Origin of the sequence: Pseudomonas sp. TWR2-1-1 (assembly GCF_049897045.1) — a bacterium.
GTDB lineage: Bacteria > Pseudomonadota > Gammaproteobacteria > Pseudomonadales > Pseudomonadaceae > Aquipseudomonas > Aquipseudomonas versuta.
In genome coordinates this window covers 595,175-621,517 of sequence record NZ_JAFCVM010000002.1, presented here as the reverse complement: position 1 = coordinate 621,517, position 26,343 = coordinate 595,175, and the positions used below count along the sequence as shown (strand labels likewise).

The window sequence follows — 26,343 nt, the reverse complement described above, 5'->3', positions numbered from 1 at the left end:
AAAGCCCTCCGTCAGAGCCCTGTGATATGGGGTTCGCAGGCGCGGGGCTTTTTTGTATGATGGCCGACCCGCGCGCGTTAGGCGCCGATTGAGGTTGAGCATGCAGGCCGTAGAAGTGAAGAGCTTTCTTGAAGGAAAGCTGCCTGGAACCCAGGTAGAAGTTGAGGGCGAAGGCTGCAACTTTCAGCTGAACGTGATTAGTGACGAACTGGTGGCCTTGAGCCCGGTTAAGCGTCAACAAAGCATCTATGCCCATTTGAACCCCTGGATCGCTGATGGCAGCATCCACGCGGTCACTATGAAATTCTTCAGCAGCGCGGCCTGGGCCGAGCGCACCTGAGCCCCCTGAGCCCATTGGCGTCGAGATTGTTATGGATAAATTGATTATTACTGGTGGTGTTCGTCTTGATGGCGAAATCCGCATTTCCGGGGCGAAAAACTCCGCTCTGCCGATTCTGGCTGCAACCTTGCTGTGCGATGGCCCGGTAACCGTTGCCAACCTGCCGCACTTGCACGACATCACCACCATGATCGAACTGTTCGGTCGTATGGGCATTGAGCCCGTGATCGATGAAAAGCTCAGTGTTGAAATCAACCCGAATACCATCAAAACCCTGGTGGCACCGTACGAGCTGGTTAAAACCATGCGTGCGTCGATCCTGGTACTGGGGCCGATGGTTGCGCGTTTTGGTTACGCTGAAGTTGCATTGCCAGGCGGTTGCGCAATTGGTTCGCGTCCAGTTGACCTGCACATCCGTGGCCTTGAAGCCATGGGCGCAGAGATCGACGTTGAAGGCGGCTACATTAAAGCCAAGGCCCCAGAAGGCGGCTTGCGCGGTGCCAACTTCTTCTTCGATACCGTCAGTGTGACCGGTACCGAAAACATCATGATGGCCGCAGCCCTGGCCAAAGGCCGCAGTGTTTTGCAGAACTCTGCTCGCGAGCCTGAAGTCGTCGACCTGGCCAACTTCCTGAACGCCATGGGCGCCAAGGTCAGTGGTGCTGGCACTGACACCATCATCATCGATGGCGTCGAGAAGCTGCACCCGACCACTTACAAGGTCATGCCGGACCGTATCGAGACCGGTACTTACCTGGTAGCGGCGGCAGTGACCGGTGGCCGGGTCAAGGTCAAGGATACCGATCCGACCATCCTCGAAGCCGTTCTTGAAAAACTCAAGGAAGCTGGCGCCGAGATCACCACCGGTGAAGACTGGATCGAGCTGAACATGCACGGCAAGCGCCCTAAAGCGGTGAACGTGCGTACAGCACCGTACCCGGCGTTCCCGACCGACATGCAGGCGCAGTTCATTTCGCTTAACGCCATTGCCGAAGGCACTGGTGCGGTGATCGAAACCATCTTCGAAAACCGCTTCATGCACGTGTACGAACTGCACCGCATGGGCGCCAAGATCCAGGTCGAAGGCAACACTGCCATCGTCACCGGTACTGAAACCCTCAAGGGTGCGCCAGTCATGGCGACCGACCTGCGGGCTTCGGCCAGCCTGGTGATCTCGGCACTGGTAGCTGAGGGCGACACCCTGATCGATCGCATCTACCACATAGACCGTGGCTACGAGTGCATCGAAGAAAAACTGCAAATGCTGGGTGCCAAAATCCGCCGCGTTCCGGGCTAGTTTTTGCTGTCTGGCATCATGGGCACAGGGATAGTGTCCAGCCGCCAGGTGACGTAATGGCTTGCAAGCGTTACCTTACCTGGCCTCGAATCGTTCAAGTCGAGCCTGATTATCAGGCTCGATGCATGTCCGGCACCGCTTGTGACCGGACATAAGTACCCTGATAAGGACTTACGTTTCCCATGTTGACCATTGCACTGTCCAAGGGCCGTATCCTTGACGACACCCTGCCGCTTCTGGCTGAAGCGGGTATTGTGCCGACCGAGAATCCGGACAAAAGCCGCAAGCTGATCATCCCGACTTCCCAGCCCGACGTTCGCCTGCTGATCGTACGTGCCACCGACGTGCCTACCTATGTAGAGCATGGCGCTGCCGACCTCGGTGTGGCCGGTAAAGACGTGTTGATGGAATACGGTGGCCAAGGCCTCTACGAGCCTCTGGACCTTCAGATTGCCCAGTGCAAACTGATGACTGCCGGTGCCATCGGTGTCGCCGAGCCCAAAGGCCGCCTGCGCGTAGCCACCAAGTTCGTCAATGTCGCCAAGCGCTATTACGCCGAGCAAGGCCGTCAGGTCGACATCATCAAGCTGTACGGCTCGATGGAACTGGCTCCGCTGATTGGCCTGGCCGACAAGATCATCGACGTGGTCGATACCGGTAACACCTTGCGTGCCAATGGCCTGGAACCTCAGGACTTCATTGCCGCCATCAGCTCCCGCCTGGTGGTCAACAAGGCTTCGATGAAAATGCAGCACGCCCGTATTCAAGCCCTGATCGACACCCTGCGCAAAGCAGTGGAGTCGCGACACCGCGGCTGACTCACCTGCGCGACCTTGAGTCGCGCCCATCCATCCGTGTAATAGCCAGAAATCTCAGGTACCCGCGCGGATGGCTTGGTAGTCTTGCGGTGCCTGTGCTGTGCAAAACCATAAACTCTAAGCATTCGCCAATTTCCGAGGCCCTCGCTATGACCGCTCCCACTGCAATTCGCCGACTCAACGCTGCTGACCCGGACTTCGCGCAGCATCTGGATCATCTGCTGAGCTGGGAAAGTGTGTCTGACGACTCGGTCAACCAGCGTGTGCTCGACATCATCAAAGCCGTGCGCGAACGCGGCGACGCTGCACTGGTTGAGTTCACTCAGCGTTTTGACGGGCTGAGCGTTAACTCGATGGCAGACTTGATCCTGCCGCGCGAACGCCTTGAGCTGGCTTTGACCCGCATCACGGCCCCTCAGCGTGAAGCGCTGGAAAAAGCCGCGCAGCGGGTTCGCAGCTACCACGAAAAACAGAAACAGGACTCCTGGAGCTACACCGAGGCCGACGGCACGGTGCTGGGCCAGAAAGTCACACCGCTGGATCGTGCAGGCCTGTACGTTCCCGGCGGCAAGGCTTCGTACCCGTCTTCGGTATTGATGAACGCGATTCCGGCCAAGGTGGCAGGCGTTACCGAAGTGGTAATGGTCGTGCCGACGCCCCGTGGCGAACTTAACGAGTTGGTGCTGGCCGCTGCCTGCATCGCAGGGGTTGACCGGGTGTTCACCATCGGTGGCGCGCAGGCGGTTGCGGCATTGGCTTACGGCACCGAAAGCGTGCCAAAAGTCGACAAGGTGGTCGGTCCCGGCAACATCTACGTTGCCACTGCCAAGCGGCACGTGTTCGGTCAGGTCGGTATCGACATGATCGCCGGCCCTTCGGAGATCCTGGTGGTGTGCGATGGCCAGACTGATCCGGACTGGATCGCCATGGACCTGTTCTCGCAGGCCGAACACGACGAAGACGCCCAAGCCATTCTGGTCAGCCCCGACGCCGAGTTCCTCGACAAAGTGGCGGCCAGCATCGCCAAACTGCTGCCAACCATGGAGCGTGCTGAAATCATCAACACCTCGATCAATGGTCGTGGTGCGCTGATTCTGGTCAATGACATGCAGCAAGCCATCGACGTTGCCAACCGCATCGCCCCGGAACACCTTGAATTGTCGGTTGCCGACCCGCAAGCCTGGCTGCCGCAGATCCGCCACGCCGGTGCGATCTTCATGGGCCGTCACACCTCTGAGGCTCTTGGCGACTATTGCGCCGGTCCTAACCACGTATTGCCTACGTCCGGTACCGCGCGTTTCTCATCGCCCCTGGGTGTGTATGACTTCCAGAAGCGCTCCTCGATCATCTTCTGTTCTGAGCAGGGCGCTTCCGACCTGGGCAAGACGGCTTCGATTCTCGCCCGCGGAGAGTCACTGACCGGCCACGCCCGTAGTGCCGAATACCGGATCATTGCTGATAGTGAACAGGGGCAATAAGCATGAGTAAATTCTGGAGTCCGTTCGTTAAAGAACTGGTGCCCTACGTACCGGGCGAACAACCGAAACTGGCCAGGCTGGTCAAGCTCAATACCAATGAAAACCCCTACGGGCCTTCGCCAAAAGCACTGGCGGCGATGCAGGCGCAGATAAACGACAACCTGCGTTTGTACCCGGACCCCAACAGCGACCAGCTCAAGCTGGCGGTGGCCGAGTATTACGGCGTGCAGACCGGCCAGGTGTTTGTGGGTAACGGGTCCGACGAAGTATTGGCCCACGTTTTCAACGGTCTGTTCCAGCACGACAAGCCGTTGCTGTTTCCGGACATCAGCTACAGCTTCTACCCGGTTTACTGCGGCCTGTATGGCATCGAATTCGACGCAGTGCCACTGGATGAGCAGTTCCAGATCCAGCCTGCGGATTACGCCAGACCTAATGGCGGGATCATCTTCCCTAACCCGAATGCACCGACCGGCTGCCTGCTGGCGCTGGATGCCATTGAGCAGATACTCCAGGCCAGCCCGGATTCAGTGGTGGTGGTGGATGAGGCCTATATCGACTTTGGTGGCGAGACGGCCATCAGCCTGGTAGATCGCTACCCGAACCTGCTGGTGACCCAAACCCTGTCCAAGTCCCGCTCGCTGGCCGGTTTGCGTGTGGGCCTGGCAGTGGGGCATCCCGACCTGATCGAGGCGCTGGAGCGGATCAAAAACAGCTTCAACTCCTACCCGCTGGATCGCATGGCAATTGCCGGTGCTGCCGCGGCGTTCGAGGATCGCGAGTATTTCGAACACACCTGCAAAGTGGTGATCGACAGCCGCGAGCAAGTGGTCGGGCAGCTAAAGGCGCTGGGGTTCGAGGTGCTGCCATCGGCGGCGAACTTCATCTTCGCCCGTCATCCGGAACATGATGCAGCTGCGCTGGCGGCAAAATTGCGGGGGCAGGGGGTGATCGTGCGTCACTTCAAACAACTGCGCATTGCCCAGTTCCTGCGCATAACCATCGGCACGCCGGAGCAGAATGCGGCGCTGATTGAAGGCCTGTCCGACCTGTAAACACCGCCACCACTCTGTAGGAGCAGCCGGTCGACGCTCGAGTGCTCGCGAGCTTCTAAAAGATCGCGAGCAAGCTCGCTCCTACAGGTAATACAGGTAATACAGGTTATTCCTCTTGCTGCGGCGGCTGCTCTTGCGGTGGACGCAGGCCAACCTCGGCAGTGAGCTTCAGCTCTTTGCCATTGCGCATCACAACAATCGACACTTTGTCCGAAGGCTTGATGCGAGCCACTTGATTCATTGAGCGGCGGCCATCGCTTGCCGGTGCACCGTCAATGCTCAAGATCACATCGCCCAATTGCAGGCCGGCTTTTTGCGCCGGACCGTCACGGAAAATCCCCGCCACCACAATCCCCGGGCGTGTACCCAGCCCGAACGACTCGGCCAGCTCCGCAGTCAACGGCTGCACCTCAATGCCCAGCCAGCCTCGAATCACTTGCCCGTGTTCGATAATCGACTTCATGACTTCCATCGCCAGGTTGATCGGGATCGCAAAGCCTATGCCTTGTGAACCACCGGACTTGGAGAAAATTGCAGTGTTGATGCCGGTCAGGTTGCCATTGGCATCCACCAGCGCGCCACCGGAGTTGCCGGGGTTGATCGCGGCGTCCGTCTGAATGAAGTCTTCATAGTTGTTCAGCCCCAACTGATTGCGGCCGGTGGCACTGATGATGCCCATGGTGGTGGTCTGGCCGACCCCGAACGGGTTGCCGATCGCCAGTGCGATATCGCCGATGCGCAGGGTGTCCGAGCGGCCGATGGTGATCGCTGGCAGGTTTTTCAAATCGATCTTGAGTACCGCCAGGTCTGTTTCCGGATCGCTGCCAATCACCCGGGCCAGTGTTTCGCGACCGTCCTTGAGCGCCACCACAATCTGGTCGGCGCCTGTCACCACGTGGTTGTTGGTCAGCAAATAGCCCTCGGGGCTCATGATGACCGCCGAACCGAGGCTGGACTCCATACGTTTTTGCTTGGGCGCGTTATTGCCGAAGAAGTGCCGGAACTGCGGATCTTCGAACAGGGGCTTGGCGTTTTTGTTCACCACTTTGGTGGTGTACAGGTTGGCCACTGCTGGCGCCGCGCGGGTCACGGCGTCGGCATAGGTGACCGGCCCCTGCTGCACGTAAGTGGTTTGCGGGGCCTGCTGCAGATTAACGTCCTGGCTCGGCAGCCCGACCCACTGTGGGTATCGCTGAATAATCAGCATGGCGACAAGCACGCCCGCCAGTAGTGGCCAGCCGGAATAACGCAAAGCCTTAAACATTGAACTCAGTCCTGAAGGTTGCAGAGCCATCTTGACGGCCCATAATGGCGGCCATTATACGAGGGCCGAAGGCCTCTGAACGCTATATTTAGGAGTCTTTTATGGCTGTCGCTCTGAGCACACTGGTAGAAGAAGCAAATCGTTATCTGAACTGCGCTGCAATCAGCGATTACTGCCCTAACGGGCTGCAGGTTGAAGGCCGCCCGCAAGTGCTGCGAATCGTCAGCGGCGTGACCGCCAGTCAGGCGTTGCTGGATGCGGCGGTGGAGGCCCAGGCGGATCTGGTGCTGGTACACCACGGTTATTTCTGGAAGGGCGAAGACCCTTGCATCACCGGTATGAAGCAGCGCCGCCTCAAAACGTTGCTCAAACACGATATCAGCCTGCTGGCGTATCACCTGCCACTGGACCTGCACCCCGAAGTTGGCAATAACGTGCAGCTGGCGCGACAGCTGGACATCACTGTTGAAGGCCCGCTTGACCCGAGTAACGCCAAAGTGGTGGGGCTGGTGGGGTCATTGGCCGAGCCTGTGACGGCGCGTGATTTTGCCCGCCGTGTGCAAGAAGCCCTGGGGCGTGAACCGTTGCTGATTGAAGGCAGCGAAATGATCCGCCGCGTGGGCTGGTGTACCGGTGGCGGTCAGGGCTACATCGATCAGGCCGTACTGGCCGGGGTTGATTTGTATCTGAGCGGTGAAGCGTCGGAGCAGACCTTCCACAGTGCCCGGGAAAACGACATCAGTTTCATTGCTGCCGGCCACCACGCCACCGAGCGATATGGCGTGCAAGCCCTGGGTGACTACCTGGCCCGTCGCTTTGCCCTTGAGCATTTGTTCATCGATTGCCCGAACCCGATTTAACCGTCAGCTGGATAACCTGTGGCAGCTGGCTTGCCAGCGATGCGGATCGTCTGAAGGCCCGTATCATGCCATCGCTGGCAAGCCAGACTCCCACAGGATTTAAGTCGTTTTACAAGTTGTAATGCCCGATATAACCCTCGCCGGGCAGCCAAACTCGCCGATCTATTCTTAGACCGTTTCGATCTAGTTGGCGCCCTCAATAGAAGAGGGCGCTGTGCTAGCATTCGACCCTCGAACTCGGCCCGCAGGCCGTTCATAAGATAGCTTTCGTGAGTAGCCATGGTCGACAAACTGACGCACCTGAAACAGCTGGAGGCGGAAAGCATCCACATTATCCGCGAGGTGGCAGCCGAGTTTGATAACCCGGTAATGCTGTACTCGATCGGTAAAGATTCCGCCGTGATGCTGCACCTTGCACGCAAGGCGTTTTTCCCTGGCAAGCTGCCGTTTCCGGTGATGCATGTCGATACCCAGTGGAAATTCCAGGAGATGTACCGCTTTCGCGACAAGATGGTTGCCGAGCTGGGCCTGGACCTGATCACACACGTCAACCCGGACGGCGTGGCGCAAGGGATCAACCCCTTCACCCACGGCAGTGCCAAGCACACCGATATCATGAAAACCGAGGGCCTCAAGCAGGCTCTGGACAAATACGGTTTCGATGCGGCCTTCGGTGGCGCGCGCCGCGACGAAGAGAAGTCCCGTGCCAAAGAGCGCGTGTACTCCTTCCGCGACAGCAAGCACCGCTGGGACCCGAAAAACCAGCGTCCCGAGCTGTGGAACGTCTACAACGGCAACGTCAACAAGGGCGAATCGATTCGCGTGTTCCCGCTGTCGAACTGGACCGAACTCGATATCTGGCAGTACATCTACCTCGAAGGCATCCCGATTGTGCCCCTGTACTTCGCGGCCGAACGCGATGTGATCGAGAAGAACGGCACGCTGATCATGATCGACGACGAACGCATCCTTGAGCACCTGTCTGACGAAGACAAGGCTCGCATCGTCAAGAAAAAGGTCCGTTTCCGTACCCTGGGCTGCTACCCGCTGACCGGCGCGGTGGAGTCTGAGGCTGAAACCCTGACCGACATCATCCAGGAAATGCTCTTGACGCGAACTTCCGAGCGCCAGGGCCGAGTCATCGATCACGATGGTGCCGGCTCAATGGAAGATAAAAAACGTCAGGGTTATTTCTAAGGGGTTGTCATGTCGCATGTATCTGATTTGATCAGCGAGGACATCCTCGCCTACCTGGGCCAGCACGAGCGCAAAGAGATGTTGCGCTTTCTGACCTGCGGCAACGTCGACGACGGCAAGAGCACCCTGATCGGGCGCCTGCTGCACGACTCCAAGATGATCTATGAAGACCATCTGGAAGCCATCACCCGCGACTCGAAAAAGAGCGGCACCACCGGTGACGATATCGATCTGGCGCTGCTGGTAGACGGTCTGCAAGCCGAGCGCGAGCAGGGCATCACCATTGACGTGGCGTACCGTTATTTCTCGACCGCCAAGCGCAAATTCATCATTGCCGATACTCCGGGCCATGAGCAGTACACCCGCAACATGGCCACCGGGGCTTCGACCTGTGACCTGGCGATCATCCTGGTTGACGCCCGTTACGGCGTGCAGACCCAGACCCGTCGCCACAGCTTCATTGCTTCGTTGCTGGGCATCAAGCACATCGTGGTGGCCATCAACAAGATGGACCTCAAGGACTTCGATGAGGGTGTTTTCGAGTCGATCAAGGCCGATTACCTGAAGTTCGCCGAAGGCTTGAAGATGAAGCCCACCAGCATGCACTTTGTGCCGATGTCCGCCCTCAAGGGCGACAACGTGGTGAACAAAAGCGAGCGCTCGCCGTGGTACACCGGCCAGTCGCTGATGGAAATTCTCGAAACCGTGGAAGTGGCGGCCGATCGCAACCTCACCGACCTGCGCTTCCCTGTGCAGTACGTGAACCGGCCCAACCTGAACTTCCGTGGCTTTGCCGGTACGCTGGCCAGCGGCATCGTGCGCAAGGGCGACGAAATCGTGGTGTTGCCGTCGGGCAAAAGCAGCCGCGTCAAATCCATCGTCACCTTTGAAGGTGAGCTGGAACACGCGGGTCCGGGTCAGGCGGTGACGTTGACCATGGAAGACGAGATCGATATCTCCCGTGGCGACCTGTTGGTGCATGCCGACAACCAGCCGCTGGTCACCGACAACTTCGAGGCCATGCTGGTGTGGATGGCTGAAGAGCCGATGCTGCCGGGCAAGAAGTACGACATCAAACGCGCTACCAGCTATGTGCCGGGCTCAATCGCCAGCATCGTCAACAAAGTCGATGTCAACACGCTGGAAGAAGGTCCGGCCAGCGCCTTGCAGCTCAATGAGATCGGCAAGGTCAAGATCAGCCTCGACGCACCGATTGCGCTCGATGGTTATGCCAGCAACCGCACTACGGGTTCGTTCATCATTATCGATCGCCTGACCAACGGCACAGTCGGCGCGGGCATGATTGTCGCCCAACCCCTGAGTCATGGCAGCGCGACCCATCATGGCGAACTGGCCCACGTGACCACCGAAGAGCGTGCCCAGCGCTTTGGCCAGCAACCTGCCACCGTGCTGTTCAGCGGTCTGTCCGGCGCGGGCAAAAGCACCCTGGCCTACGCCGTTGAGCGCAAGCTGTTCGATATGGGGCGTGCGGTGTTCGTACTGGACGGCCAGAACCTGCGTCACGACCTGAACAAGGGCTTGCCCCAGGACCGTGCCGGTCGTACCGAAAACTGGCGCCGCGCCGCTCATGTGGCGCGTCAGTTCAACGAAGCCGGTTTGTTGACCCTGGCTGCGTTCGTGGCTCCGGATGCCCTGGGCCGTGAAGAGGCCAAGGCATTGATCGGTGAAGATCGCCTGCTGACTGTTTATGTACAGGCATCGCCGGCCGTATGTGCCGAGCGTGACCCGCAAGGCCTGTATGCAGCCGGCGGCGATAACATCCCGGGAGAGTCCTTCCCGTATGACGTGCCGTTGAATGCAGACCTGGTGGTCAACACTCAATCGCTGTCGCTGGATGAGAGCGTGAAGTTGGTGCTGGACCTGTTGCGTCAACGCGGCGCGATTTAAGCCGTACGAAAAAGCCCGCCACCGAGTGCTCGGTGGCGGGCTTTTTTATGCGCGTGTATTTCCCCTCTGTAGGCGCCTCAGGCTCCGGGGTATTTGCGATGCAACTCGTCCAGCAGCCGGTCCTTGTTTTCCCACAAGGTGTTGATCCAGCTCTGAAACGCCCGCTTGTACTCAGGGTCCTGGTCGTAGTTTTTACCGATAAACCCGGCCGGGATTTTCAGCTCTTCGAAGTCCACCACCACCTCGCGCACATTGCCGCACAGCAAGTCCCAATACCCCGGCCTGCCACCAGGGTAGTGGATGGTCACGTTGATGATTGATTGCAGTTGTTCGCCCATCGCATCCAGCACAAAGGCAATGCCGCCGGCCTTAGGCTTGAGCAGGTAGCGAAACGGTGAGTTCTGCTGCGCGTGTTTAGCCTCGGTAAAGCGCGTGCCTTCGACGAAATTAAAAATCGCTACCGACTGGTTTTTAAACTTGGCGCAGGTTTTACGGGTGGTGGCCAGGTCCGCGCCTTTTTTCTCCGGGTGTTTGGCCAGGTAAGCCTTGGTGTAGCGCTTCATGAACGGGAAGCCCAGGGCCCACCACGCCAGACCAATCACCGGCACCCAGATCAGCTCCTGCTTGAGGAAAAACTTGAGCGGACGAATACGTTTATTGAGCACGTATTGCAGCACCATGATGTCGACCCAGCTCTGGTGGTTGCTGGTGATCAGGTAGGAGTGCTGGTAGTCCAGCCCCTCAAGGCCTTCGATGTGCCAGCGGGTCTTGCGCAGTAAATCCATCCAGCGCGAGTTGTTGCTGACCCAGGCTTCGTGGATCCGCCGCATCAACTCGTCGGTGACACGCTGCGCTGCCGGAAATGGCAGGCACAGTTTGAAGATGGCAACCACGAACAGCGGCGTGCAACACACGATGGTGTTGATCGCCAGCAGCAATGAAGCGATGACACCGCGTAACGGCGCAGGCAAGAAATCCAGCATTTACACATCCATAGGTCGGTTGGCGGCTTGAATCGCCGTGAGGGCGATGGTGTAGACGATGTCGTCAACTTGCGCGCCGCGAGGCAGATCGTTGACCGGTTTACGCAGGCCTTGCAGCATCGGCCCGAGGCTGACGCAATCGGCGCTGCGTTGTACCGCCTTGTGCGTGGTGTTGCCGGTGTTCAGGTCAGGGAACACAAAGACCGTCGCCCGGCCGGCCACCTTGCTGTCGGGGGCCAGTTGTCTGGCGACCGCTTCATTGGCGGCGGCGTCGTATTGCAGGGGCCCGTCGATCAGCAACGAATGCTGGGCCTCATGGGCCAGCAAGGTGGCTTCGCGAACTTTTTCGACCTCTTCGCCACTGGCCGATTCACCACTGGAGTAACTGATCATTGCCACGCGCGGCGTGATGCCGAAGGCTGCGGCCGAGTCGGCGCTTTGCAGGGCAATTTCGGCCAGCTCGGAGGCGGACGGGTGCGGGTTCATCACGCAGTCGCCATATACCAGCACCTGCTCGGGAAACAGCATGAAGAACACCGATGACACCAGGGTGCAGCCCGGCGCCGTTTTGATCAGCTGCAGAGCAGGGCGGATGGTGTTGGCGGTCGAGTGAATAACCCCGGAAACCAGCCCGTCCACTTCGTCCAGCGCCAGCATCATGGTACCGATCACCACGGTGTCCTCCAGTTGTTGCTCGGCCATCGGCGCATTGATGCTTTTGGTTTTGCGCAGCGCCACCATCGGTTCCACGTAACGCCCGCGAATCAGATCCGGGTCCAGAATCTCCAGCCCTTCAGGCAGTTCGAAACCGTGGGCCTTGGCCACTGCCAGAACCTCTTCAGGTTTGGCCAGCAATACACAGCGGGCAATCCCGCGGGCATGGCAAATAGCTGCAGCCTGCACGGTCAGCGGCTCGCTGCCCTCGGGCAGAACGATTCGCTTGTTGGCTTGCTGGGCCCGCTGGATCAGTTGATAGCGAAACACTGCAGGGGTCAGGCGCATTTCCCGCGGGGTACCGCAGCGTTGGTGCAGCCAGTCGGCATCCAGATGGCTGGCAACAAAGTCGGTGATGATTTGCGCGCGCTCGCGGTCATCAATCGGGATTTCCTTGTTCAACTGGTTTAGCTGGTTGGCCGTGTCGTAGGAACCGGTGCTCACGGACAGCACCGGCAGCCCGGCCTGCAGCGCGCCGCGGCACAGCTCCATCAGGCGGGGGTCGGGCTTGGTGTCGCTGGTCAGCAGCAAGCCGGCCAATGGCACGCCATTCATGGCCGCCAGGCTGACGGCCAGGATAATGTCATCGCGATCGCCGGGGGTGACCACCAGCACGCCGGGTTTGAGCAGTTGCAAGGTGTTGAGTACGGTGCGGGCACACAGGATGATTTTCGACATGCGCCGGGTTTCGTAGTCCCCGGCATTGAGCACCTGGGCACCGAGCAGGTCGGCCACGTCGCGGGTGCGGGGAGCGTTGAGCTCGGGCTGATAGGGAATGCAACCCAGCAGCTTGAAATCACCACTGCGCAGTAACGGCGAATGCTCTTTGAGGCGCGCCGAAAATACCTCCATGCTTTCGTCGGTGCGCACCTTGTTGAGGATCACACCCAGCACTTTTGGATCCTTGGGGCCACCAAACAGCTGCGCCTGCAATTCGACACGGCCGGAGAGTTCGGTCAGTACTTCGTTTTCGGGGGCCGAAACCAGTATCACCTCAGCATCCAGGCTCTTGGCCAGATGCAGGTTGACCCGGGCGGCATAACTGGCAGTGCGGGTCGGCACCATGCCTTCAACGATCAGTACATCTTTACCAATGGCTGCTTGCTGATAAAGGCTGATGATTTCTTCGAGCAGTTCATCCAGCTGGCCGTCACCGAGCATGCGCTCCACATGCGCCAGCCCCAAAGGGGTTGGCGGCTTGAGGCCATGGGTCCGAGCGATCAGTTCAGTCGAGCGCTCTGGGCCGATATCGCCCGGGTGCGGCTGGGCAATGGGTTTGAAAAAGCCGACTTTCAACCCCGCGCGCTCCAGCGTGCGAACCAGTCCGAGGCTAATAGATGTCAGGCCCACACCAAAATCGGTGGGGGCTATAAAGAAAGTTTGCATGCGGGCTTCCTGACGTGGCAGTGCAGGGCAATGTCCGATGAACGGGACGTGTGCCTGAATCAATTGCCAAGATTAGCGCTATCTGCGTCTTGAGCACACCAGCCACAGGTAAAGGGCTGACCTATTTTTTTCTGGCGTTGCTGAGGATCAAGGACCCAGGCCCTGGATTGCCAGGGCGGCTGGTGACGATGATGCTGGGTATGGCCACAGGACAGCACTGCGACCCAGTGCTCCTCTTCATCTTGACGCCAGCCAATGATCGTTGAAGTTTTCAAAGTTATCCGTTGGTCTTTGTTGTGTTCGCTTTCAGGCGTTTGCTTGGTTAGACTTGCGAACTCATTTATTTTTTTGCAAAAGGTCTCGCCCCATGACGATCGCCGCCAACAAGGCAGTCTCCATCGAATATACCCTGACCAACGACGATGGCGATGTCATCGACAGCTCTACCGGCGGCGCACCGCTGGTTTACCTGCAAGGCGCAGGTAACATCATTCCAGGTCTGGAAAAGGCTCTTGAAGGCAAGGCCGTTGGCGAAGAACTGACGGTAACCGTTGAACCTGAAGACGCTTACGGCGAGTACTCCGCTGAACTGGTCAGCACCTTGAGCGCCAGCATGTTCGAAGGCGTTGACCAACTGGAAGTGGGCATGCAGTTCCACGCTTCCGCACCGGACGGCCAGATGCAGATCGTGACTATCCGTGATCTGGACGGCGACGACGTAACTGTCGACGGCAACCACCCGTTGGCAGGCCAGCGCCTGACCTTCAAGGTCAAGGTTGTTGCTGTGCGTGACGCGAGCGAAGAAGAAGTTGCTCACGGCCACGTTCACGGTGAAGGCGGTCATCAGCACTGATAACAGCTGCTACGCTCACTTGCGAGCTAGCCAGAAAAAGGCGCCTACGGGCGCCTTTTTGCTTTTTGAATAATATGGCAATCGGTACTTTGAACGATTGCCTGGATGTAGCCGGGAATTTTGGAGTTCGTCATGAGCGCTTTTCACGACCTTACCCTAGACGCGCTGGACGGCAGCCCGCTGCCCTTGGAAGCCTTCAAGGACCAAGTGGTGCTGGTAGTCAACGTTGCCTCGAAATGCGGGTTGACCCCGCAATATGCCGCGCTGGAAAACCTGTATCAGCAATACAAGGCTCAAGGTTTCAGCGTGCTGGGTGTGCCCTGCAACCAGTTCGCCGGGCAAGAGCCGGGCACTGAAGAGCAAATCCAGGCATTTTGCAGCCTGAACTATGGGGTGACTTTCCCCCTGAGCAGCAAACTGGAGGTCAATGGCCCGCAGCGCCATCAGCTTTACCGTTTGCTGGCAGGTGAAGGCGCCGAGTTTCCGGGTGACATCAGCTGGAATTTTGAAAAGTTTCTGGTCGGGCCGGATGGCCGGGTGCTTGAGCGCTTTTCGCCGCGTACCGCACCGGATGATGCAGCAGTGATTCAGGCGATTGAGAAAGCCCTGTCTTAAACCGTAATGCCGTCAGCCCGGCACTTCGACGCTCCCGGTGCAGCCATGGAAGGCCCGCAGCAGCTGGCCTTCGAACTGTTCGACTATCGCGGCCCAACGTTGACGGCTGGCATGGCAACGGGCATTCAGGCGAATGGTGCGCAGGGTTTCGGGGGCTTCGAGCAGCCAGCAGGCCGCTTCGATCCAGGCATATTCATCTCCGGGCATGGCCAGCACACCGCTGTAGCCATGGCGAATATGCTGGCCGGCAGCGGCCTCGTCATAGGCCACCACGCCCAGTCCCGAAGCCAGGGCTTCAAGCACCACGTTGCCAAAGGTCTCTGACAGGCTCGGAAATAAAAATACATCCCCGCTGGCGTAGTGGCTGGCCAGGGCCTCTGCGCACTGAACCCCGCAAAACACTGCCTCGGGCAACGACGCCTCGAGTGCCGCACGCTTTTGACCGTCACCTACCACAATCAACTTGAAGCGCCGTGCCGGGTAGCGTGCCTGCAACGCATCAAGGCAGTGTTTGAGTGCGCCCAGATTTTTTTCCGGGGCCAGCCGACCGACATGCAACAGCGCAATATCGTTTTCTCTCAGGCCCCAACTCTGGCGCAAGGACGTTTGCCGTTTTGACGGGTTGAACAACTGACTGTCGACGCCGCGGGCGAGCAACTCCAGACGTTCAAAATGCCTGCGCGTGAGCTCCAGGCGCTGGCTGGCACTGGGCACCAGAGTCAGGTTGGAGCGGTTATGAAACCAGCGCAAATAGCGGGTCATGGCGCGAGTGAACAGGCTCAGGCCATATTGATTGAAGTACTGCTGGAAATTGGTGTGAAAGCCACTGACCACCGGGATCCCCAAACGTCGGGCAACGCGCAGGGCGCACAGGCCCAGAGGTCCTTCAGTCGCGATATAGACCACGTCCGGGCGCTGTTGCTGCCAGCGTCTGGTCAGCCGGTGGGTGGAGGTCATGCCCCATTGCAAACCCGGATGCCCCGGTAACGGCCAGCCTCGACACAGCATCAGGACATCGGTGCTGCGCTGGTTTGCATCGTCAGTCTGGCGCGGGCGCACCACTTCCACCCGATGATTGCGCGCGCGCAGCCCTTCACTCAAATGGCCGAGGGTATTGGCCACTCCATTGATTTCGGGCGGGAAGGTTTCAGTGATCAGGGCGATATGCAGGGCTGTTGTCATGACATCAGTGTTAACCAGCGCGATGTCGTCAATGTGTCAGTGCCATGTTGGATTTATGACGCTGGCGTAAAAATACCCGCAGGTACCTCGCGGCCTGCCATCGCGAGGCACCTGCAATGATCAGGCTCTGCTTTTGGCCAGCGCTTCGTCACCACGCTCCCGCACCCAGAACAGGGTCGCGCCTGCGACAGCGGCCGGCATCATCAGGATATTGACCACAGGTATCAGCAACACCAGATACACAATCCCGCCAAAACTCAGGCTCTGCCAGCGCTTTTCGCGCAGCCAGGCGAGCATTTCGTTCCAGCCCAGTTTGTGGTTGTCCGCCGGGTAGTCGATGTACTGGATGGCCATCATCCAGACCCCGAAAATCAGCCACAACGGCGCGGCTATCAAGTTGAGTACCGGCACGAACGACAGAATCAGCAGGGCAATCGCGCGCGGCAGAAAATAGCCCAGCTTGCGCATTTCACGGGCCAGGGTGCGGGGCACCATGGCGATCAGCTCACCCCAGCTAAAAGGCGGTGAGTTGTCGACCCCGCGCACCACCGCTTCGACTTTTTCCGCGAGAAAGCCGTTAAAAGGGGCGGCAATAATATTGGCAAGCATGGTGAAGGTAAAAAACACCATCAACGCCACCAGCACCACGAACAGCGGCCACAACAAGTAATTCAGGAAGCTGAGCCAGCTGGGCAGCGACGGCATCAGGGTATCGACCCAAAGGCTGAACTGGTGCCCGGCGAAATAAATCAACCCGACGAACAGCACCAGGTTGATCAGCAGTGGCAACAGCACGAACAGGCGCAGGCCGGGGCTGAGTACCAACTTGAGGCCTTCACGCAGGTACTGCGGGCCAGAGAGAACAGGTGCGGGCATAGTGTGCTCCGAGCAGTGGAAAACCGGGCGACCTTAACGGCTTTATCTATAGGGCGATAGCCTTGCTTAAGAATCGACAATTACTGTAACAAAGACGTCCAGGCATCTCTTGGACTACATAGAGACCTGCTATGAGCTGGATTGTTATTGCGTATTTCCTTACTCTCTGCGGCCTCTATACGCTACACCTACATTTTTCAGGACCTGCGCGTTTCAGGCGTTGCCTGAGCAGGTTTGCGATTTCTTTTTATTCCAGCCGGTGAACCGGCGTTCCGACCCGGTTTCGACACGGGCGGTCATAGGAGTGAGTCATGTCTGAAGTACGTCATTCGCGTGTGATTATTCTGGGCTCCGGCCCTGCCGGTTACAGCGCCGCGGTCTACGCGGCCCGCGCCAACCTCAAACCACTGCTGATCACGGGCATGCAGGCTGGCGGTCAATTGACCACCACTACTGAAGTCGACAACTGGCCGGGCGACGTTCATGGCCTGACCGGTCCGGTTCTGATGGAGCGCATGCGCGAACATGCCGAGCGTTTTGAAACCGAGATCGTGTTTGATCACATCAACGCCGTTGATTTGAAAAACAAACCGTTCAGCCTCACCGGCGACAGCGGTGTTTACACCTGTGACGCGCTGATCATCGCGACAGGCGCCAGCGCCCGTTACCTGGGCCTGCCTTCTGAGGAAGCCTTCATGGGCAAAGGCGTTTCCGCCTGCGCGACCTGTGACGGTTTCTTCTACCGCAACAAGCCTGTGGCTGTGGTCGGTGGTGGCAACACGGCTGTTGAAGAAGCGTTGTATCTGGCCAACATCGCCAGCAAAGTAACCCTGGTTCACCGCCGCGAAACCTTCCGCGCCGAGAAGATCCTGATCGACAAGCTGCACGCTCGTGTGGCTGAAGGCAAGATCGAGCTCAAGCTCAACGCCACCCTGGACGAAGTGCTGGGCGACAACATGGGTGTGACCGGCGCACGTCTGAAAAACAACGACGGCAGCTTTGACGAGTTGAAAGTCGACGGCGTATTCATCGCCATCGGCCACACGCCGAACACTTCGTTGTTTGAAGGCCAGCTGGAGCTCAAGGACGGTTACATGGTTGTGCAAGGTGGCCGTGAAGGCAACGCTACCGCCACCAGCATTGAAGGTGTGTTTGCGGCAGGCGACGTGGCTGACCACGTCTACCGTCAGGCCATCACCTCGGCGGGTGCCGGCTGCATGGCTGCACTGGATGCTGAGCGCTACCTGGACGGCCTGCAGAACGCTGCGTTCTGATAGTTTGCCGCACATGAAAAAAAACCGGCCTCGGCCGGTTTTTTTGTGTGCGGCAAACTGTAGGAGCGAGCTTGCTCGCGAGATTTTCAGAGCAGCAAAGAAGAGCTCGCAGGCAACACGAATTACCTGATAGACCCAAGTGATGCTATCGCTGGCAAGCCAGCTCCCACAGTTGCAGCAGGTGTCAGGCCTTGGGGGTCAGCGGCAGGGCGGTGAACTCAACCGCTGCCAGACCATGGGCGAGCAACGCGCGGATGTTGCTGTGGTCGGTGCCATCCGGGGTCGCCACGACCGAGCGATAGTGTTCGCCAAACGCGAGCAGCGCTTCGTCATCGCTCAGACCTTCCAGCAGGGCCAGGCCCAATGTTTTGCAAGAACCCTCATTTTGCCCGGCCGCATTCTCTACGCCGCCGTTGTTGAAGGCTTGTGGCTGGTAATTGTAGTGCGCTGCGATAAACGCCAGGGTGTCGGCGAACAGGTGTTCGCCGCTGTTGAGGCTGGCGCGCAGGGTGTTCAAATCAGTCATGCTTTTTTCCTGTTGCGAAGGCCGCGGCCTGTTCGGCGCTGGCTTCTTTCTGGTATTGGGACTTCCACTCGGCATAAGGCATGCCGTACACCACTTCACGGGCGTCATCGAGGCTGAGGTCGATCTGGCGCTCGTCTGCCGCCGCCTTGTACCACTTGGACAGGCAATTGCGGCAAAAGCCCGAGAGGTTCATCAGGTCAATGTTTTGCACGTCCTTGCGGCTGTCCAGATGCGCGACAAGGCGACGGAAGGCGGCGGCTTCGAGTTCAAGGCGTTCTTGGGGCGTCATGGGGTTCACCGACATTCAAAGGGTGGGAGCCTGGCGGCTTGCCGCCAGCGTAATCGAAACCGATTCGGCAAAGCGCAGTGCGTGCGGCTTGTCGACTTCGACTTCGGCGTACAGCACGGCGCCATTGGCCATTACCAGATCCAGCAGTTCCTGGGTCAGGCGCTCAAGCAGGGCGAAGCGGTTTTCTTCGACGTGCTGGATCACCGCCTTGGTGATGGTCCGGTAATTGAGGGCGTGATCGATATCGTTGTCACGCACGGCTTGTTGGGCGGCATACAGGATGGTGAGGTTGATCAGTACATCCTGCTTGTTGAGGATTTCTTCCTCATTGATCCCGATGTATGTGCGCAGACACAGGTCTTTGACGCGAATGCGGGCCATTCCTGGCTGAAGTTGTGGCATTAAGACTTGCTCCGTCCTATCAATTGCAGGAACTCCATGCGGGTGCTTGGTTCGCGAAACGCGCCCAGCATGACCGAGGTGTTCATGGTCGAGTTCTGTTTTTCAACGCCGCGCATCATCATGCACATGTGCCTGGCTTCAATCACTACGGCTACGCCGGCGGCCTGGGTAATGCCTTGAATGGCATCGGCGATTTCCCGGGTGAGGTTTTCCTGGATTTGCAGGCGGCGGGCAAACATGTCGACGATACGGGCAATCTTCGACAGGCCCAGCACTTTGCCGGTCGGGATATACGCGACATGTGCCTTGCCAATAAACGGCAGCAGGTGATGCTCGCACAGTGAGTACAGCTCGATGTCGGCGACGATCACCATTTCATCGCTGTCCGAGGCAAACAGGGCGCCATTGACGATGGTTTCAACGCTTTGTTCGTAACCATGACACAGATACTGCATGGCTTTGGCTGCGCGTTTGGGGGTGTCGAGCAAGCCTTCGCGGTCGGGGTTTTCACCCAGACCTATGAGGATCTCGCGGTATTGCTCAGGCAGTGTTGCGCTCATGAAGTACTTCCTCGGGGACGGCTATTTGAGATGCCGGCCGCCATTGACGGTCAAGGTTGTGCCGGTCACATACGGGTTGTCCAGCAGGTAGCGCAGGCTCTGATAAATGACCTCGGCGCCGGGCTCTATCCCCAGTGCTGACTTGGCCAGGGTTTTGGCGCGGTACGCCGCGTCGTCGTCGGGGTTGAACATCAGCAAGGCCGGGGCAATGCCGTTGACCTTGATGCGTGGCGCCAGTTTAGCGGCGAATGACAGGGTCAGGCTGTCGAGCCCGGCCTTGGTTGCGCAATAAGCAATATGCTTGCTGCTGCCCTTGCGCGTGACATCGTCGCTGATATGAATGATGTCCGCCGGCGTTGAACGCTCCAGCAACTGGGCACAATGCAGATTGATCAAGTACGGCGCCAGCATGTGCACACTGAACATTTGTGTGAATGCACAGGTGCCGGTGTCTGCAGTCTCGCCAAGCCAGGCCGAGGCGTTGTGGACAATGGCCCGCAACGAATCAGTATGGCTTTTGAGGCGCTGGATAAAGTCGAGAATACCGTCTTCGTTTGAAAAGTCGGCAAACAGCGTCGTCGCACCCAGTTCGCGCAAGGCTTGCACCCCGGGTTTTTCACTGCGATAGCTGATGATCACGGCATGCCCATCGGCCAGCAATTGCCTGGCGCAATGCAGACCAACGCGCTGGCCGGCGCCAGTGATCAGAATCGGTGCAGAAGGAGAGGGCATGGCGGACTCGGTGGAGTAAGGCCGGAAACAGTCGCGGCGTAATGGCAAAACTATACCAGCGTCCGCGACGTAACGGCCAAGCCCGAGTCGGGGTTTAGTGGCGCTGGGCGATTGTGCCGCCCAAAGGTTTGTCCGGCAGGCTGTGAAGCCAGCCGGCCAGCAAATGAGTCGAGAGCGGAATAAACCAGAAAACCATCAGCGGGGTCAGGGCCAGGGTGCTGACAAATATTCGCGGCAGCAGGCTCAACTCGCCAAGCAGCGGGCCCAGCACAAAATTGAACAACAGCGACACCGGGAAGAATGCCAGCCAGATGGCCACCGCTTGCTTCCAGCGTGGCGGGCGCTGCCCGCCGGCACCGAACCAGCCATCGATGCCACTGACACGTCGCTCTGAAGGATGGGCAAACAAGTCACTGCCGCGCAGTAACCATGACTTGCGCGACACCGAGTGTTCCCATGCGTGGAGGGTGGTTTCGTCGGCAAAGCGGAAAATAATCTGAAATTCATCATCGCCCGCAGGCGGGGCCAGTACGCCGGAACCCAGATAACCGGGGAAGTCGGTGGCCAATTGCTCGCCTTCATGCAGCCAGGCGATCAGTTCCTGATAGCGGCCGTCAGCGACGCGACGCGCAACCAGCAAGGTGACAGGGGAGGTAGACATTGTGTATCTCCATAAGGCTAATGCTGCCCGGGTAGGGCAGTCACAAAACGCAGCGCCGGGGTGGTGGGCCGTGTTCTGAAAAACAAGCAAGGATTGTTCCTCCTTGCGCCAGTCTCTACGCAATCCGGCCGTTTGCATCGCCGGCAAGCCGGCTCCGACAATTGATTGTGAAAATCCCGGCTCCTGTTTGAGCACCAGATGACGCTATGAGGCGTAGAATCCCCCTATATCCTCTTGGTCCTTGCCCTCCGATGCCCGTGATTACTGAACTTGAGCCCGTAGCGTTGTCTGCCGATTGCCCTGAGTCGCAAGGCTTGTATCCGATCAGGGAAGTCGCCCGGCTCACAGGCATCAACCCGGTGACCCTGCGCGCCTGGGAGCGGCGCTACGGCTTGATTCAGCCAATACGCACCATAAGTGGGCATCGCCTGTACTCAGTGACCGATATTGAGACAGTGCGCCGGGTCATGGGCTGGCTTGAGCGGGGAGTTGCGGTCAGCAAGGTCGCGCAGTTACTCGCCAATGACTCTGCACATAACCGCCCGCAACCTGCTGCCACTGAACACAGCGAGTGGCAGTCCCGGGTAGGGGCCGCCCTGAGTACATTCAACGAGCCTGAGCTGGACCGCCTGTACGGGCAGATTTATTCCGGTTACCCGGCCGAAACCGTATTCCACGACATCTTCCTGCCGCTGTATCAACAGTTGTTCAGGTCGCGGGATGAGTTCGGCCGCACCAGTGAATGGTTGTTGCTGGACGGGTTCTTGCGCACGCGGGTCCAGCACCGTCTGCAGATGCAGGCAGCACAGGCGTCACAGTGTGTGTTGATGGTCGCGGTGCCGGAGTTGTGTCATGAGCTGGAGCTGCTGGTTGCCGGCTTGCTCCTGAGCCGCCACGACCGGGTGGTCAGGGTGTTGCCCACAGCACAGCCTCTGGATGAGCTTGCGCTGATTTGCGAGAAGGTCCGGCCCACAGCGGTTGTGCTGTTTGCTCAGCGTACCCTGGCAGCCGCGCATCATCGGCGGCTTGTGCGGCTGGTGCCGACCCTGAACTGTCCGACGTTTTTGGCGGGGCAAACCCAATCCATGGCACATGAGGCGCTGAAGGGCACATCGATTGTCTGTTTGGGGCGCGAAGCTCTGGAGGTGAGTCAGCGTCTGGATGCCGAGCTCCTGGGCCATCGCGATAGCTGAGTGGTATCAAGCGTGCAGGGCGGGATGTGTCAGGCGATGTTGTTGCAGGATGAATTGGCGCAAACGTTCGGTTTCGCCTTTATCGCTTTGGCTCAGCCGGTAGGCATACAGCCCTGATTCGGTTTTACGTTCCAGCGTGCCGCGCACCGCAATCCGCTCATAGCCAACAGGGCTGAACCATTGCGCAAATTGACGCGGCGGGCGGCCTTCGTTCCGCACCTCGATCAGCAGGCCCTTGAACGACACCTCGGTAATCCACAGGTTGCCCGGCCTTGCCCGAATATTCTCCAGCGCCACCGGTTCTTCCAGGGTCAAACGCCAGGGGCGGCCAAGCGGGCCGTCTTCAAAAATGCTGGGCGCTCCCAGCTGCAGATGCTGGGTATGGAATTCGTCTTCTACCAGACTCAGCGGAAAACTCATTTTCTGGTCGGCAAAGTGCGCCTGAATCGTGACTTGCTCATGTGCTGCCAGGCGTGTCAGCAGATCGCGTATTTGTGAGACACCTTTAACCGTAAGGCTCGATGACGTCTCCCGCTGATTGAGCAGCGGGCTTTCATGCATCGACTGGATGAAATCCAACTCGTCCTGAGTCAGAAGGGTCTCGTACGACATTATCTGGCTCGTAAATTAGGGTTACAAATTCATTCAAGCCAATGTGAGACCTTTATTTACACGATTTGTTAGATCCGTTCGTCGCCTTGTACGCCTGCAGTTCGGCCTTCACCTCGGCCAGCTCGGCCTCCAGCTGCGCAACCCGTTGCTGGGCCTTCACCTGGGCAGTGACATCCTTTTGCACACCGATAAAGTAGGTGAGTTGATCGTTCTCGTTAAACACGGGGGTGATCGACAGTTCGTTCCAGAAGTGCGAGCCGTCCTTTCGATAATTGCGCAGTACCTGGCGGGTAGGCTGGCCGCTGGCAATGGCTTCACGGACCAGTTGCAGGCCGATTTGATCTCGGTCACCGGCCTGCAAAAAGCGGCAGTCCTGATACAAAATATCGTCGCTGCTGTAACCGGTAAGCGTTTCAAATGCTTTGTTCACGTAAATAAGAATGTTGTCTTCGCCTTCCTGTTCGGCGATCACAATTCCGTCCTGAGACGCGTCCACCATGCGTTGTAACAAGCGAGAGTTGATCATCGTGGGGCTCCGGAAAGAGTGGGCAAGGTGGATACATTTTAAGGCTGGCGCAGATGCAGTCTACTGGCCATCACCGAAAGCTGCGCCTCACCTGCTAATATCCCGGCCTTTTAGTCAGTTACAGGATCAGATTGATGAAAGTCGCCATCCTTTCCGGCTCGGTGTACGGCACCGCTGAAGAAGTCGCCCGCAACGCCAGACAACTGCTGACCGATGCCGGTTTTGAGGTTTTTCTCAATACCCGCGCCTCGCTGGCCGAGATTCAGGCGTTTGGCCCTGAAGCCTTGTTGGCCGTTACCTCGACCACTGGCATGGGCGAGCTGCCTGACAACCTGATGCCGTTGTACAGCCAGATCCGTGATCTGCTGCCAGCTGCCTGGCGTGGTCTGCCCGGGGCCGTGATCGCCCTGGGCGATGAAAGTTATGGCGACACTTTCTGCGGCGGCGGTGAGCAAATGCGTGAACTGTTCGCAGAGCTGGGGCTGCGCGAGGTGCTGCCAATGTTGCGTCTGGACTCCAGCGTCACCGTGACTCCGGAAGAAGATTCCGAGCCGTGGCTGCAAGACTTTATCAAGGCACTGACGCAGTAACCGGTCGCTCGCGCAGCAGTTCCAGCCAGGCTTGGGCGGCTCGCGACAAATAAGCGCCGTCGCGCCAGATGAAGGCGATATCCCAACGCAGGTAATCCGGCGCGACCAGCTTCAAACGTACGACTCCCGGTCGTATCAGCTCCCTGGCAACCACGCTGGGCAGCAGCACCACGCCTTGCCCGGCAGCCACCAGCGCCACTAAAAAGTCCGATTGCCCGCTGCGGCCACCCTCTTTGGGGGTGAAGCCCAATTGCTGGCACGCCTGCAATAAGCGCTCGTTGAGCATGAAGCTGCGCTGATACAGCAGAAACGGCGTGTCGGCCAATTGCTCCAGGCGCACGCTGCCTCCTTGCGCCAGCGGATGATCAGCCGGGAGTAGCGCATCCAGCGGTTCATCGCAAAACGGTTGATAGCCGAACAGCGGATTTTTCGGGGTCAAGCTGCCGCCCAGCTCCAGTTCGCCACTCATCACCGCCTGCTCGATATGCATGCTGCCGCCTTCAAGCAGTTGCACCTGAATATTGGGGTAGCGCCGCCGATACTCGGCAAACAGGCTGGCAAAGAGTGCGTTACTGCCCAGTAATGGCAGGCCGACCCGCAACTCGCCACGGGTCAATTGACTCAGGTCGTCCAGCTCGCTGAGCAGCTCCTTGTGCAAGCGCAGCATGCCTTCGGCGCGTTGCAACACCACATTTCCGGCTGCCGTCAGGCGCACCTGCGAACCCAGACGGTCGAACAGGGGCGTGCCAAGGTTTTGCTCCAGTTGTGCCACCTGCTTGCTGACCGCCGACTGGCTGATATGCAGCAGGTGCGCTGCCTGGGTAAACCCGCCCTGGTGCGCCACCTCTACAAAAGTGCGCAGTTGTTTGAATTCCATGTGTGTGATTCCGTTTTGGAATGGATGCCAGTCTAACAATTCGTTTTCGGGATGGAAGGCCGCTCATTAAAATGAAGTCCAGTCTGCACTGGAACCCATATGAAACGCTTTGATGTAAAACGCTTTGCCCGTCTGGTCAGTGAAGTTGCGGTATTGCTGGCCATTTACTTTCTCGGTTGCCAGATCGCGGCATGGTGGCATTTGCCAATACCGGGTGGCGTGATTGGCATGGCCTTGTTGCTGTCGGCATTTGCTCTGGGCCTGATCAAACCTGCGACCCTGCAATTGGGCGCCGGGGTGTTGATGGCCGAGATGCTGCTGTTCTTCATCCCGGCCCTGATGAGTCTGCTCGACTACGGCGCACTGGTGCGCGATGACGGGTGGCGGATTCTGCTGGTAATCGGGGTCAGTACCTTATTGGTCATGGTGGTGACCGCCTTCACCGTCGAGGCGGTATGCCGTTGGAGGTCGCGTCATGAAGTTTGAATGGATGCCTGTGTTCTGGCTGATCCTCACCCTTGGCGCTTACGTCCTGAGCCGCTGGCTGTACCGGCGCACCGGACGCTACGTGCTGTCACCGCTGATTCTGGTGCCGGCATTGTTGCTTGCAGTGGCCGTGCCGCTGCACACCGCTTATGCCGAGTACTCAAGCGATACCCATTGGTTGATGCTGGTATTGGGGCCGGTGACCGTGGCCTTCGCGGTACCGATCTGGCAGCAGCGCAAGTTGCTGGCACGCCATTGGATAGCGTTGTTGCTGGGGATGCTGGCGGGTAGTGTGGCGTCCATCGGCAGTTCATTCTGGCTGGCCAGGGCGCTGGCGCTCGACACATCGCTGGCGATGTCTTTGGTCCCGCGTTCCATCACCACCCCGTTTGCCATGCCGCTGGCGCAACACCTGGGCGGAGTTCCCGAGCTTACAGCGGTGTTTGTGATGTTCACCGGCGTATTTGGCGCATTGCTGGGCGGTATTCTGCTCAAGTGGTTACCGCTGCGCAGCAGCCTGGCGCGGGGGGCACTGTTTGGCATTGGTGCTCATGGCGCGGGGGTAAGCCGCGCCCGCGAGGTCGGCAGTGAGGAAGGCTCAGTGGCAGGGCTGGTCATGGTTCTCACCGGGATTCTCAACCTGTTTGCGGCGCCCTTGCTGATGATGATGCTCTGACTGGCGGTAAATCCCGGGCATAAAAAAGGCCGCTGTAAAACAGCGGCCAAGGGAAGACGTTCATCAAGGAGCAACAAATCAACGTCAGGGTAAATCGGGGTTTGCAGAGTCGA

Annotated in this window: 29 protein-coding genes and 1 pseudogene; 15 read left to right on the top strand and 15 right to left on the bottom strand. The window is 58.6% G+C overall.

Features of this window, described 5'->3' with window-relative positions:
* Positions 1 to 100 precede the first annotated feature (100 nt).
* The 5 genes from ACP7BO_RS07805 (at position 101) to hisC (ending at position 4,988) form a co-directional block, all read left to right on the top strand.
* Positions 101 to 340 carry a BolA family protein gene (locus ACP7BO_RS07805; RefSeq protein WP_003439919.1) on the top strand — a complete coding sequence of 80 codons (240 nt, stop codon included), beginning with the start codon at positions 101 to 103 and terminating at the stop codon, positions 338 to 340.
* A 31-nt stretch (positions 341 to 371) separates the two neighbouring features.
* Positions 372 to 1,637 carry a UDP-N-acetylglucosamine 1-carboxyvinyltransferase gene (gene murA / locus ACP7BO_RS07800; protein ID WP_060695073.1) on the top strand — a complete coding sequence of 422 codons (1,266 nt, stop codon included), beginning with the start codon at positions 372 to 374 and terminating at the stop codon, positions 1,635 to 1,637.
* A 182-nt stretch (positions 1,638 to 1,819) separates the two neighbouring features.
* Positions 1,820 to 2,455: an ATP phosphoribosyltransferase gene (hisG, locus tag ACP7BO_RS07795; RefSeq protein ID WP_060695071.1), complete on the top strand. Its 636-nt coding sequence runs from the start codon at positions 1,820 to 1,822 to the stop codon at positions 2,453 to 2,455.
* A gap of 149 nt (positions 2,456 to 2,604) precedes the next feature.
* Positions 2,605 to 3,933 (top strand): histidinol dehydrogenase, encoded by a 1,329-nt coding sequence (gene hisD, locus ACP7BO_RS07790; RefSeq protein ID WP_060695069.1) that lies wholly within the window; start codon positions 2,605 to 2,607, stop codon positions 3,931 to 3,933.
* Positions 3,934 to 3,935: 2 nt separating this feature from the next.
* Positions 3,936 to 4,988: a histidinol-phosphate transaminase gene (hisC, locus tag ACP7BO_RS07785; RefSeq protein WP_426209424.1), complete on the top strand. Its 1,053-nt coding sequence runs from the start codon at positions 3,936 to 3,938 to the stop codon at positions 4,986 to 4,988.
* Between the two features lie 106 nt (positions 4,989 to 5,094).
* Here the strand turns inward: hisC and algW are convergent, their stop codons facing one another.
* Positions 5,095 to 6,252, bottom strand: a complete 1,158-nt coding sequence (gene algW / locus ACP7BO_RS07780; RefSeq protein ID WP_060695065.1) for a Do family serine endopeptidase AlgW — start codon at positions 6,250 to 6,252, stop codon at positions 5,095 to 5,097.
* A gap of 101 nt (positions 6,253 to 6,353) precedes the next feature.
* On the opposite strand from algW, the gene ACP7BO_RS07775 reads away from it, so the two are divergent.
* From ACP7BO_RS07775 to cysN, 3 genes are all read left to right on the top strand, one after another.
* The gene (locus ACP7BO_RS07775) at positions 6,354 to 7,112 is read left to right on the top strand and encodes a Nif3-like dinuclear metal center hexameric protein (RefSeq protein ID WP_397454759.1); all 759 of its coding nucleotides are present in this window, start codon (positions 6,354 to 6,356) and stop codon (positions 7,110 to 7,112) included.
* Positions 7,113 to 7,391: 279 nt separating this feature from the next.
* Positions 7,392 to 8,309, top strand: coding sequence for a sulfate adenylyltransferase subunit CysD (gene cysD / locus ACP7BO_RS07770; RefSeq protein ID WP_003439932.1), 918 nt, complete (start codon positions 7,392 to 7,394; stop codon positions 8,307 to 8,309).
* A 9-nt stretch (positions 8,310 to 8,318) separates the two neighbouring features.
* On the top strand, positions 8,319 to 10,217 hold the full coding sequence (gene cysN / locus ACP7BO_RS07765; protein WP_060695061.1) for a sulfate adenylyltransferase subunit CysN: 1,899 nt from the start codon (positions 8,319 to 8,321) through the stop codon (positions 10,215 to 10,217).
* A 77-nt stretch (positions 10,218 to 10,294) separates the two neighbouring features.
* On the opposite strand, the gene ACP7BO_RS07760 is transcribed toward cysN, so the two are convergent.
* From ACP7BO_RS07760 to ACP7BO_RS07750, 3 genes and pseudogenes are all read right to left on the bottom strand, one after another.
* On the bottom strand, positions 10,295 to 11,200 hold the full coding sequence (locus ACP7BO_RS07760; RefSeq protein ID WP_060695059.1) for an acyltransferase: 906 nt from the start codon (positions 11,198 to 11,200) through the stop codon (positions 10,295 to 10,297).
* The gene (gene pta / locus ACP7BO_RS07755; protein ID WP_060695057.1) at positions 11,201 to 13,300 is read right to left on the bottom strand and encodes a phosphate acetyltransferase; all 2,100 of its coding nucleotides are present in this window, start codon (positions 13,298 to 13,300) and stop codon (positions 11,201 to 11,203) included. It lies immediately after the preceding gene.
* 59 nt (positions 13,301 to 13,359) lie between these two features.
* Positions 13,360 to 13,699 (bottom strand): annotated as a pseudogene (locus ACP7BO_RS07750) (DUF3565 domain-containing protein).
* Here ACP7BO_RS07750 and ACP7BO_RS07745 point away from each other — a divergent pair.
* Both ACP7BO_RS07745 and ACP7BO_RS07740 read left to right on the top strand, forming a co-directional pair.
* Positions 13,668 to 14,153 (top strand): FKBP-type peptidyl-prolyl cis-trans isomerase, encoded by a 486-nt coding sequence (locus tag ACP7BO_RS07745; RefSeq protein WP_426209420.1) that lies wholly within the window; start codon positions 13,668 to 13,670, stop codon positions 14,151 to 14,153. The pseudogene ACP7BO_RS07750 and the gene ACP7BO_RS07745 overlap by 32 nt on opposite strands.
* 132 nt (positions 14,154 to 14,285) lie before the next feature.
* A complete protein-coding gene (locus ACP7BO_RS07740; RefSeq protein ID WP_397454752.1) occupies positions 14,286 to 14,768 on the top strand; it encodes a glutathione peroxidase in 483 nt (160 codons plus the stop codon).
* 12 nt (positions 14,769 to 14,780) lie between these two features.
* Here the strand turns inward: ACP7BO_RS07740 and ACP7BO_RS07735 are convergent, their stop codons facing one another.
* Both ACP7BO_RS07735 and cysZ read right to left on the bottom strand, forming a co-directional pair.
* The gene (locus ACP7BO_RS07735) at positions 14,781 to 15,950 is read right to left on the bottom strand and encodes a glycosyltransferase family 4 protein (RefSeq protein WP_397454750.1); all 1,170 of its coding nucleotides are present in this window, start codon (positions 15,948 to 15,950) and stop codon (positions 14,781 to 14,783) included.
* Between the two features lie 120 nt (positions 15,951 to 16,070).
* Positions 16,071 to 16,826 (bottom strand): sulfate transporter CysZ, encoded by a 756-nt coding sequence (cysZ, locus tag ACP7BO_RS07730; RefSeq protein ID WP_426209417.1) that lies wholly within the window; start codon positions 16,824 to 16,826, stop codon positions 16,071 to 16,073.
* Between the two features lie 311 nt (positions 16,827 to 17,137).
* On the opposite strand from cysZ, the gene trxB reads away from it, so the two are divergent.
* A complete protein-coding gene (gene trxB / locus ACP7BO_RS07725) occupies positions 17,138 to 18,100 on the top strand; it encodes a thioredoxin-disulfide reductase (protein WP_060695045.1) in 963 nt (320 codons plus the stop codon).
* A 184-nt stretch (positions 18,101 to 18,284) separates the two neighbouring features.
* Here the strand turns inward: trxB and ACP7BO_RS07720 are convergent, their stop codons facing one another.
* The 6 genes from ACP7BO_RS07720 to ACP7BO_RS07695 all read right to left on the bottom strand — a co-directional run bounded on the left by ACP7BO_RS07720 (position 18,285) and on the right by ACP7BO_RS07695 (position 21,270).
* Positions 18,285 to 18,626, bottom strand: coding sequence for a HopJ type III effector protein (locus ACP7BO_RS07720; RefSeq protein WP_397454746.1), 342 nt, complete (start codon positions 18,624 to 18,626; stop codon positions 18,285 to 18,287).
* Positions 18,619 to 18,915: a DUF1244 domain-containing protein gene (locus ACP7BO_RS07715; protein WP_003439952.1), complete on the bottom strand. Its 297-nt coding sequence runs from the start codon at positions 18,913 to 18,915 to the stop codon at positions 18,619 to 18,621. The genes ACP7BO_RS07720 and ACP7BO_RS07715 overlap by 8 nt, the downstream gene beginning before the upstream one ends.
* A 15-nt stretch (positions 18,916 to 18,930) precedes the next feature.
* Positions 18,931 to 19,317, bottom strand: coding sequence for a dihydroneopterin triphosphate 2'-epimerase (folX, locus tag ACP7BO_RS07710; protein WP_073509562.1), 387 nt, complete (start codon positions 19,315 to 19,317; stop codon positions 18,931 to 18,933).
* On the bottom strand, positions 19,317 to 19,877 hold the full coding sequence (gene folE / locus ACP7BO_RS07705; protein ID WP_397454745.1) for a GTP cyclohydrolase I FolE: 561 nt from the start codon (positions 19,875 to 19,877) through the stop codon (positions 19,317 to 19,319). The genes folX and folE overlap by 1 nt, the downstream gene beginning before the upstream one ends.
* 21 nt (positions 19,878 to 19,898) lie before the next feature.
* Positions 19,899 to 20,609 (bottom strand): dihydromonapterin reductase, encoded by a 711-nt coding sequence (gene folM, locus ACP7BO_RS07700; protein ID WP_426209413.1) that lies wholly within the window; start codon positions 20,607 to 20,609, stop codon positions 19,899 to 19,901.
* A gap of 94 nt (positions 20,610 to 20,703) precedes the next feature.
* Positions 20,704 to 21,270 (bottom strand): antibiotic biosynthesis monooxygenase, encoded by a 567-nt coding sequence (locus ACP7BO_RS07695; protein ID WP_060695034.1) that lies wholly within the window; start codon positions 21,268 to 21,270, stop codon positions 20,704 to 20,706.
* Positions 21,271 to 21,521: 251 nt separating this feature from the next.
* On the opposite strand from ACP7BO_RS07695, the gene ACP7BO_RS07690 reads away from it, so the two are divergent.
* The gene (locus ACP7BO_RS07690) at positions 21,522 to 22,463 is read left to right on the top strand and encodes a MerR family transcriptional regulator (protein WP_426209411.1); all 942 of its coding nucleotides are present in this window, start codon (positions 21,522 to 21,524) and stop codon (positions 22,461 to 22,463) included.
* A gap of 6 nt (positions 22,464 to 22,469) precedes the next feature.
* Here ACP7BO_RS07690 and ACP7BO_RS07685 read toward each other — a convergent pair whose 3' ends face one another.
* Positions 22,470 to 23,075: a hypothetical protein gene (locus ACP7BO_RS07685; protein ID WP_397454741.1), complete on the bottom strand. Its 606-nt coding sequence runs from the start codon at positions 23,073 to 23,075 to the stop codon at positions 22,470 to 22,472.
* A 52-nt stretch (positions 23,076 to 23,127) separates the two neighbouring features.
* Complete coding sequence (locus tag ACP7BO_RS07680) at positions 23,128 to 23,601, bottom strand: PAS domain-containing protein (RefSeq protein ID WP_060695028.1); 474 nt, start codon at positions 23,599 to 23,601, stop codon at positions 23,128 to 23,130.
* Between the two features lie 134 nt (positions 23,602 to 23,735).
* On the opposite strand from ACP7BO_RS07680, the gene ACP7BO_RS07675 reads away from it, so the two are divergent.
* A complete protein-coding gene (locus ACP7BO_RS07675) occupies positions 23,736 to 24,191 on the top strand; it encodes a flavodoxin (protein ID WP_426209408.1) in 456 nt (151 codons plus the stop codon).
* On the opposite strand, the gene ACP7BO_RS07670 is transcribed toward ACP7BO_RS07675, so the two are convergent.
* Entirely contained in the window at positions 24,172 to 25,068 is an 897-nt protein-coding gene (locus ACP7BO_RS07670) for a LysR family transcriptional regulator (RefSeq protein ID WP_060695024.1), read from the bottom strand. The two genes, ACP7BO_RS07675 and ACP7BO_RS07670, sit on opposite strands and share 20 nt — an antisense overlap.
* A gap of 99 nt (positions 25,069 to 25,167) precedes the next feature.
* Between ACP7BO_RS07670 and ACP7BO_RS07665 the strand changes: the two genes are divergently transcribed.
* Positions 25,168 to 25,554: a CidA/LrgA family protein gene (locus tag ACP7BO_RS07665; protein WP_073509566.1), complete on the top strand. Its 387-nt coding sequence runs from the start codon at positions 25,168 to 25,170 to the stop codon at positions 25,552 to 25,554.
* Positions 25,544 to 26,230: an LrgB family protein gene (locus ACP7BO_RS07660; protein WP_397454737.1), complete on the top strand. Its 687-nt coding sequence runs from the start codon at positions 25,544 to 25,546 to the stop codon at positions 26,228 to 26,230. The genes ACP7BO_RS07665 and ACP7BO_RS07660 overlap by 11 nt, the downstream gene beginning before the upstream one ends.
* Positions 26,231 to 26,343: the final 113 nt, after the last annotated feature.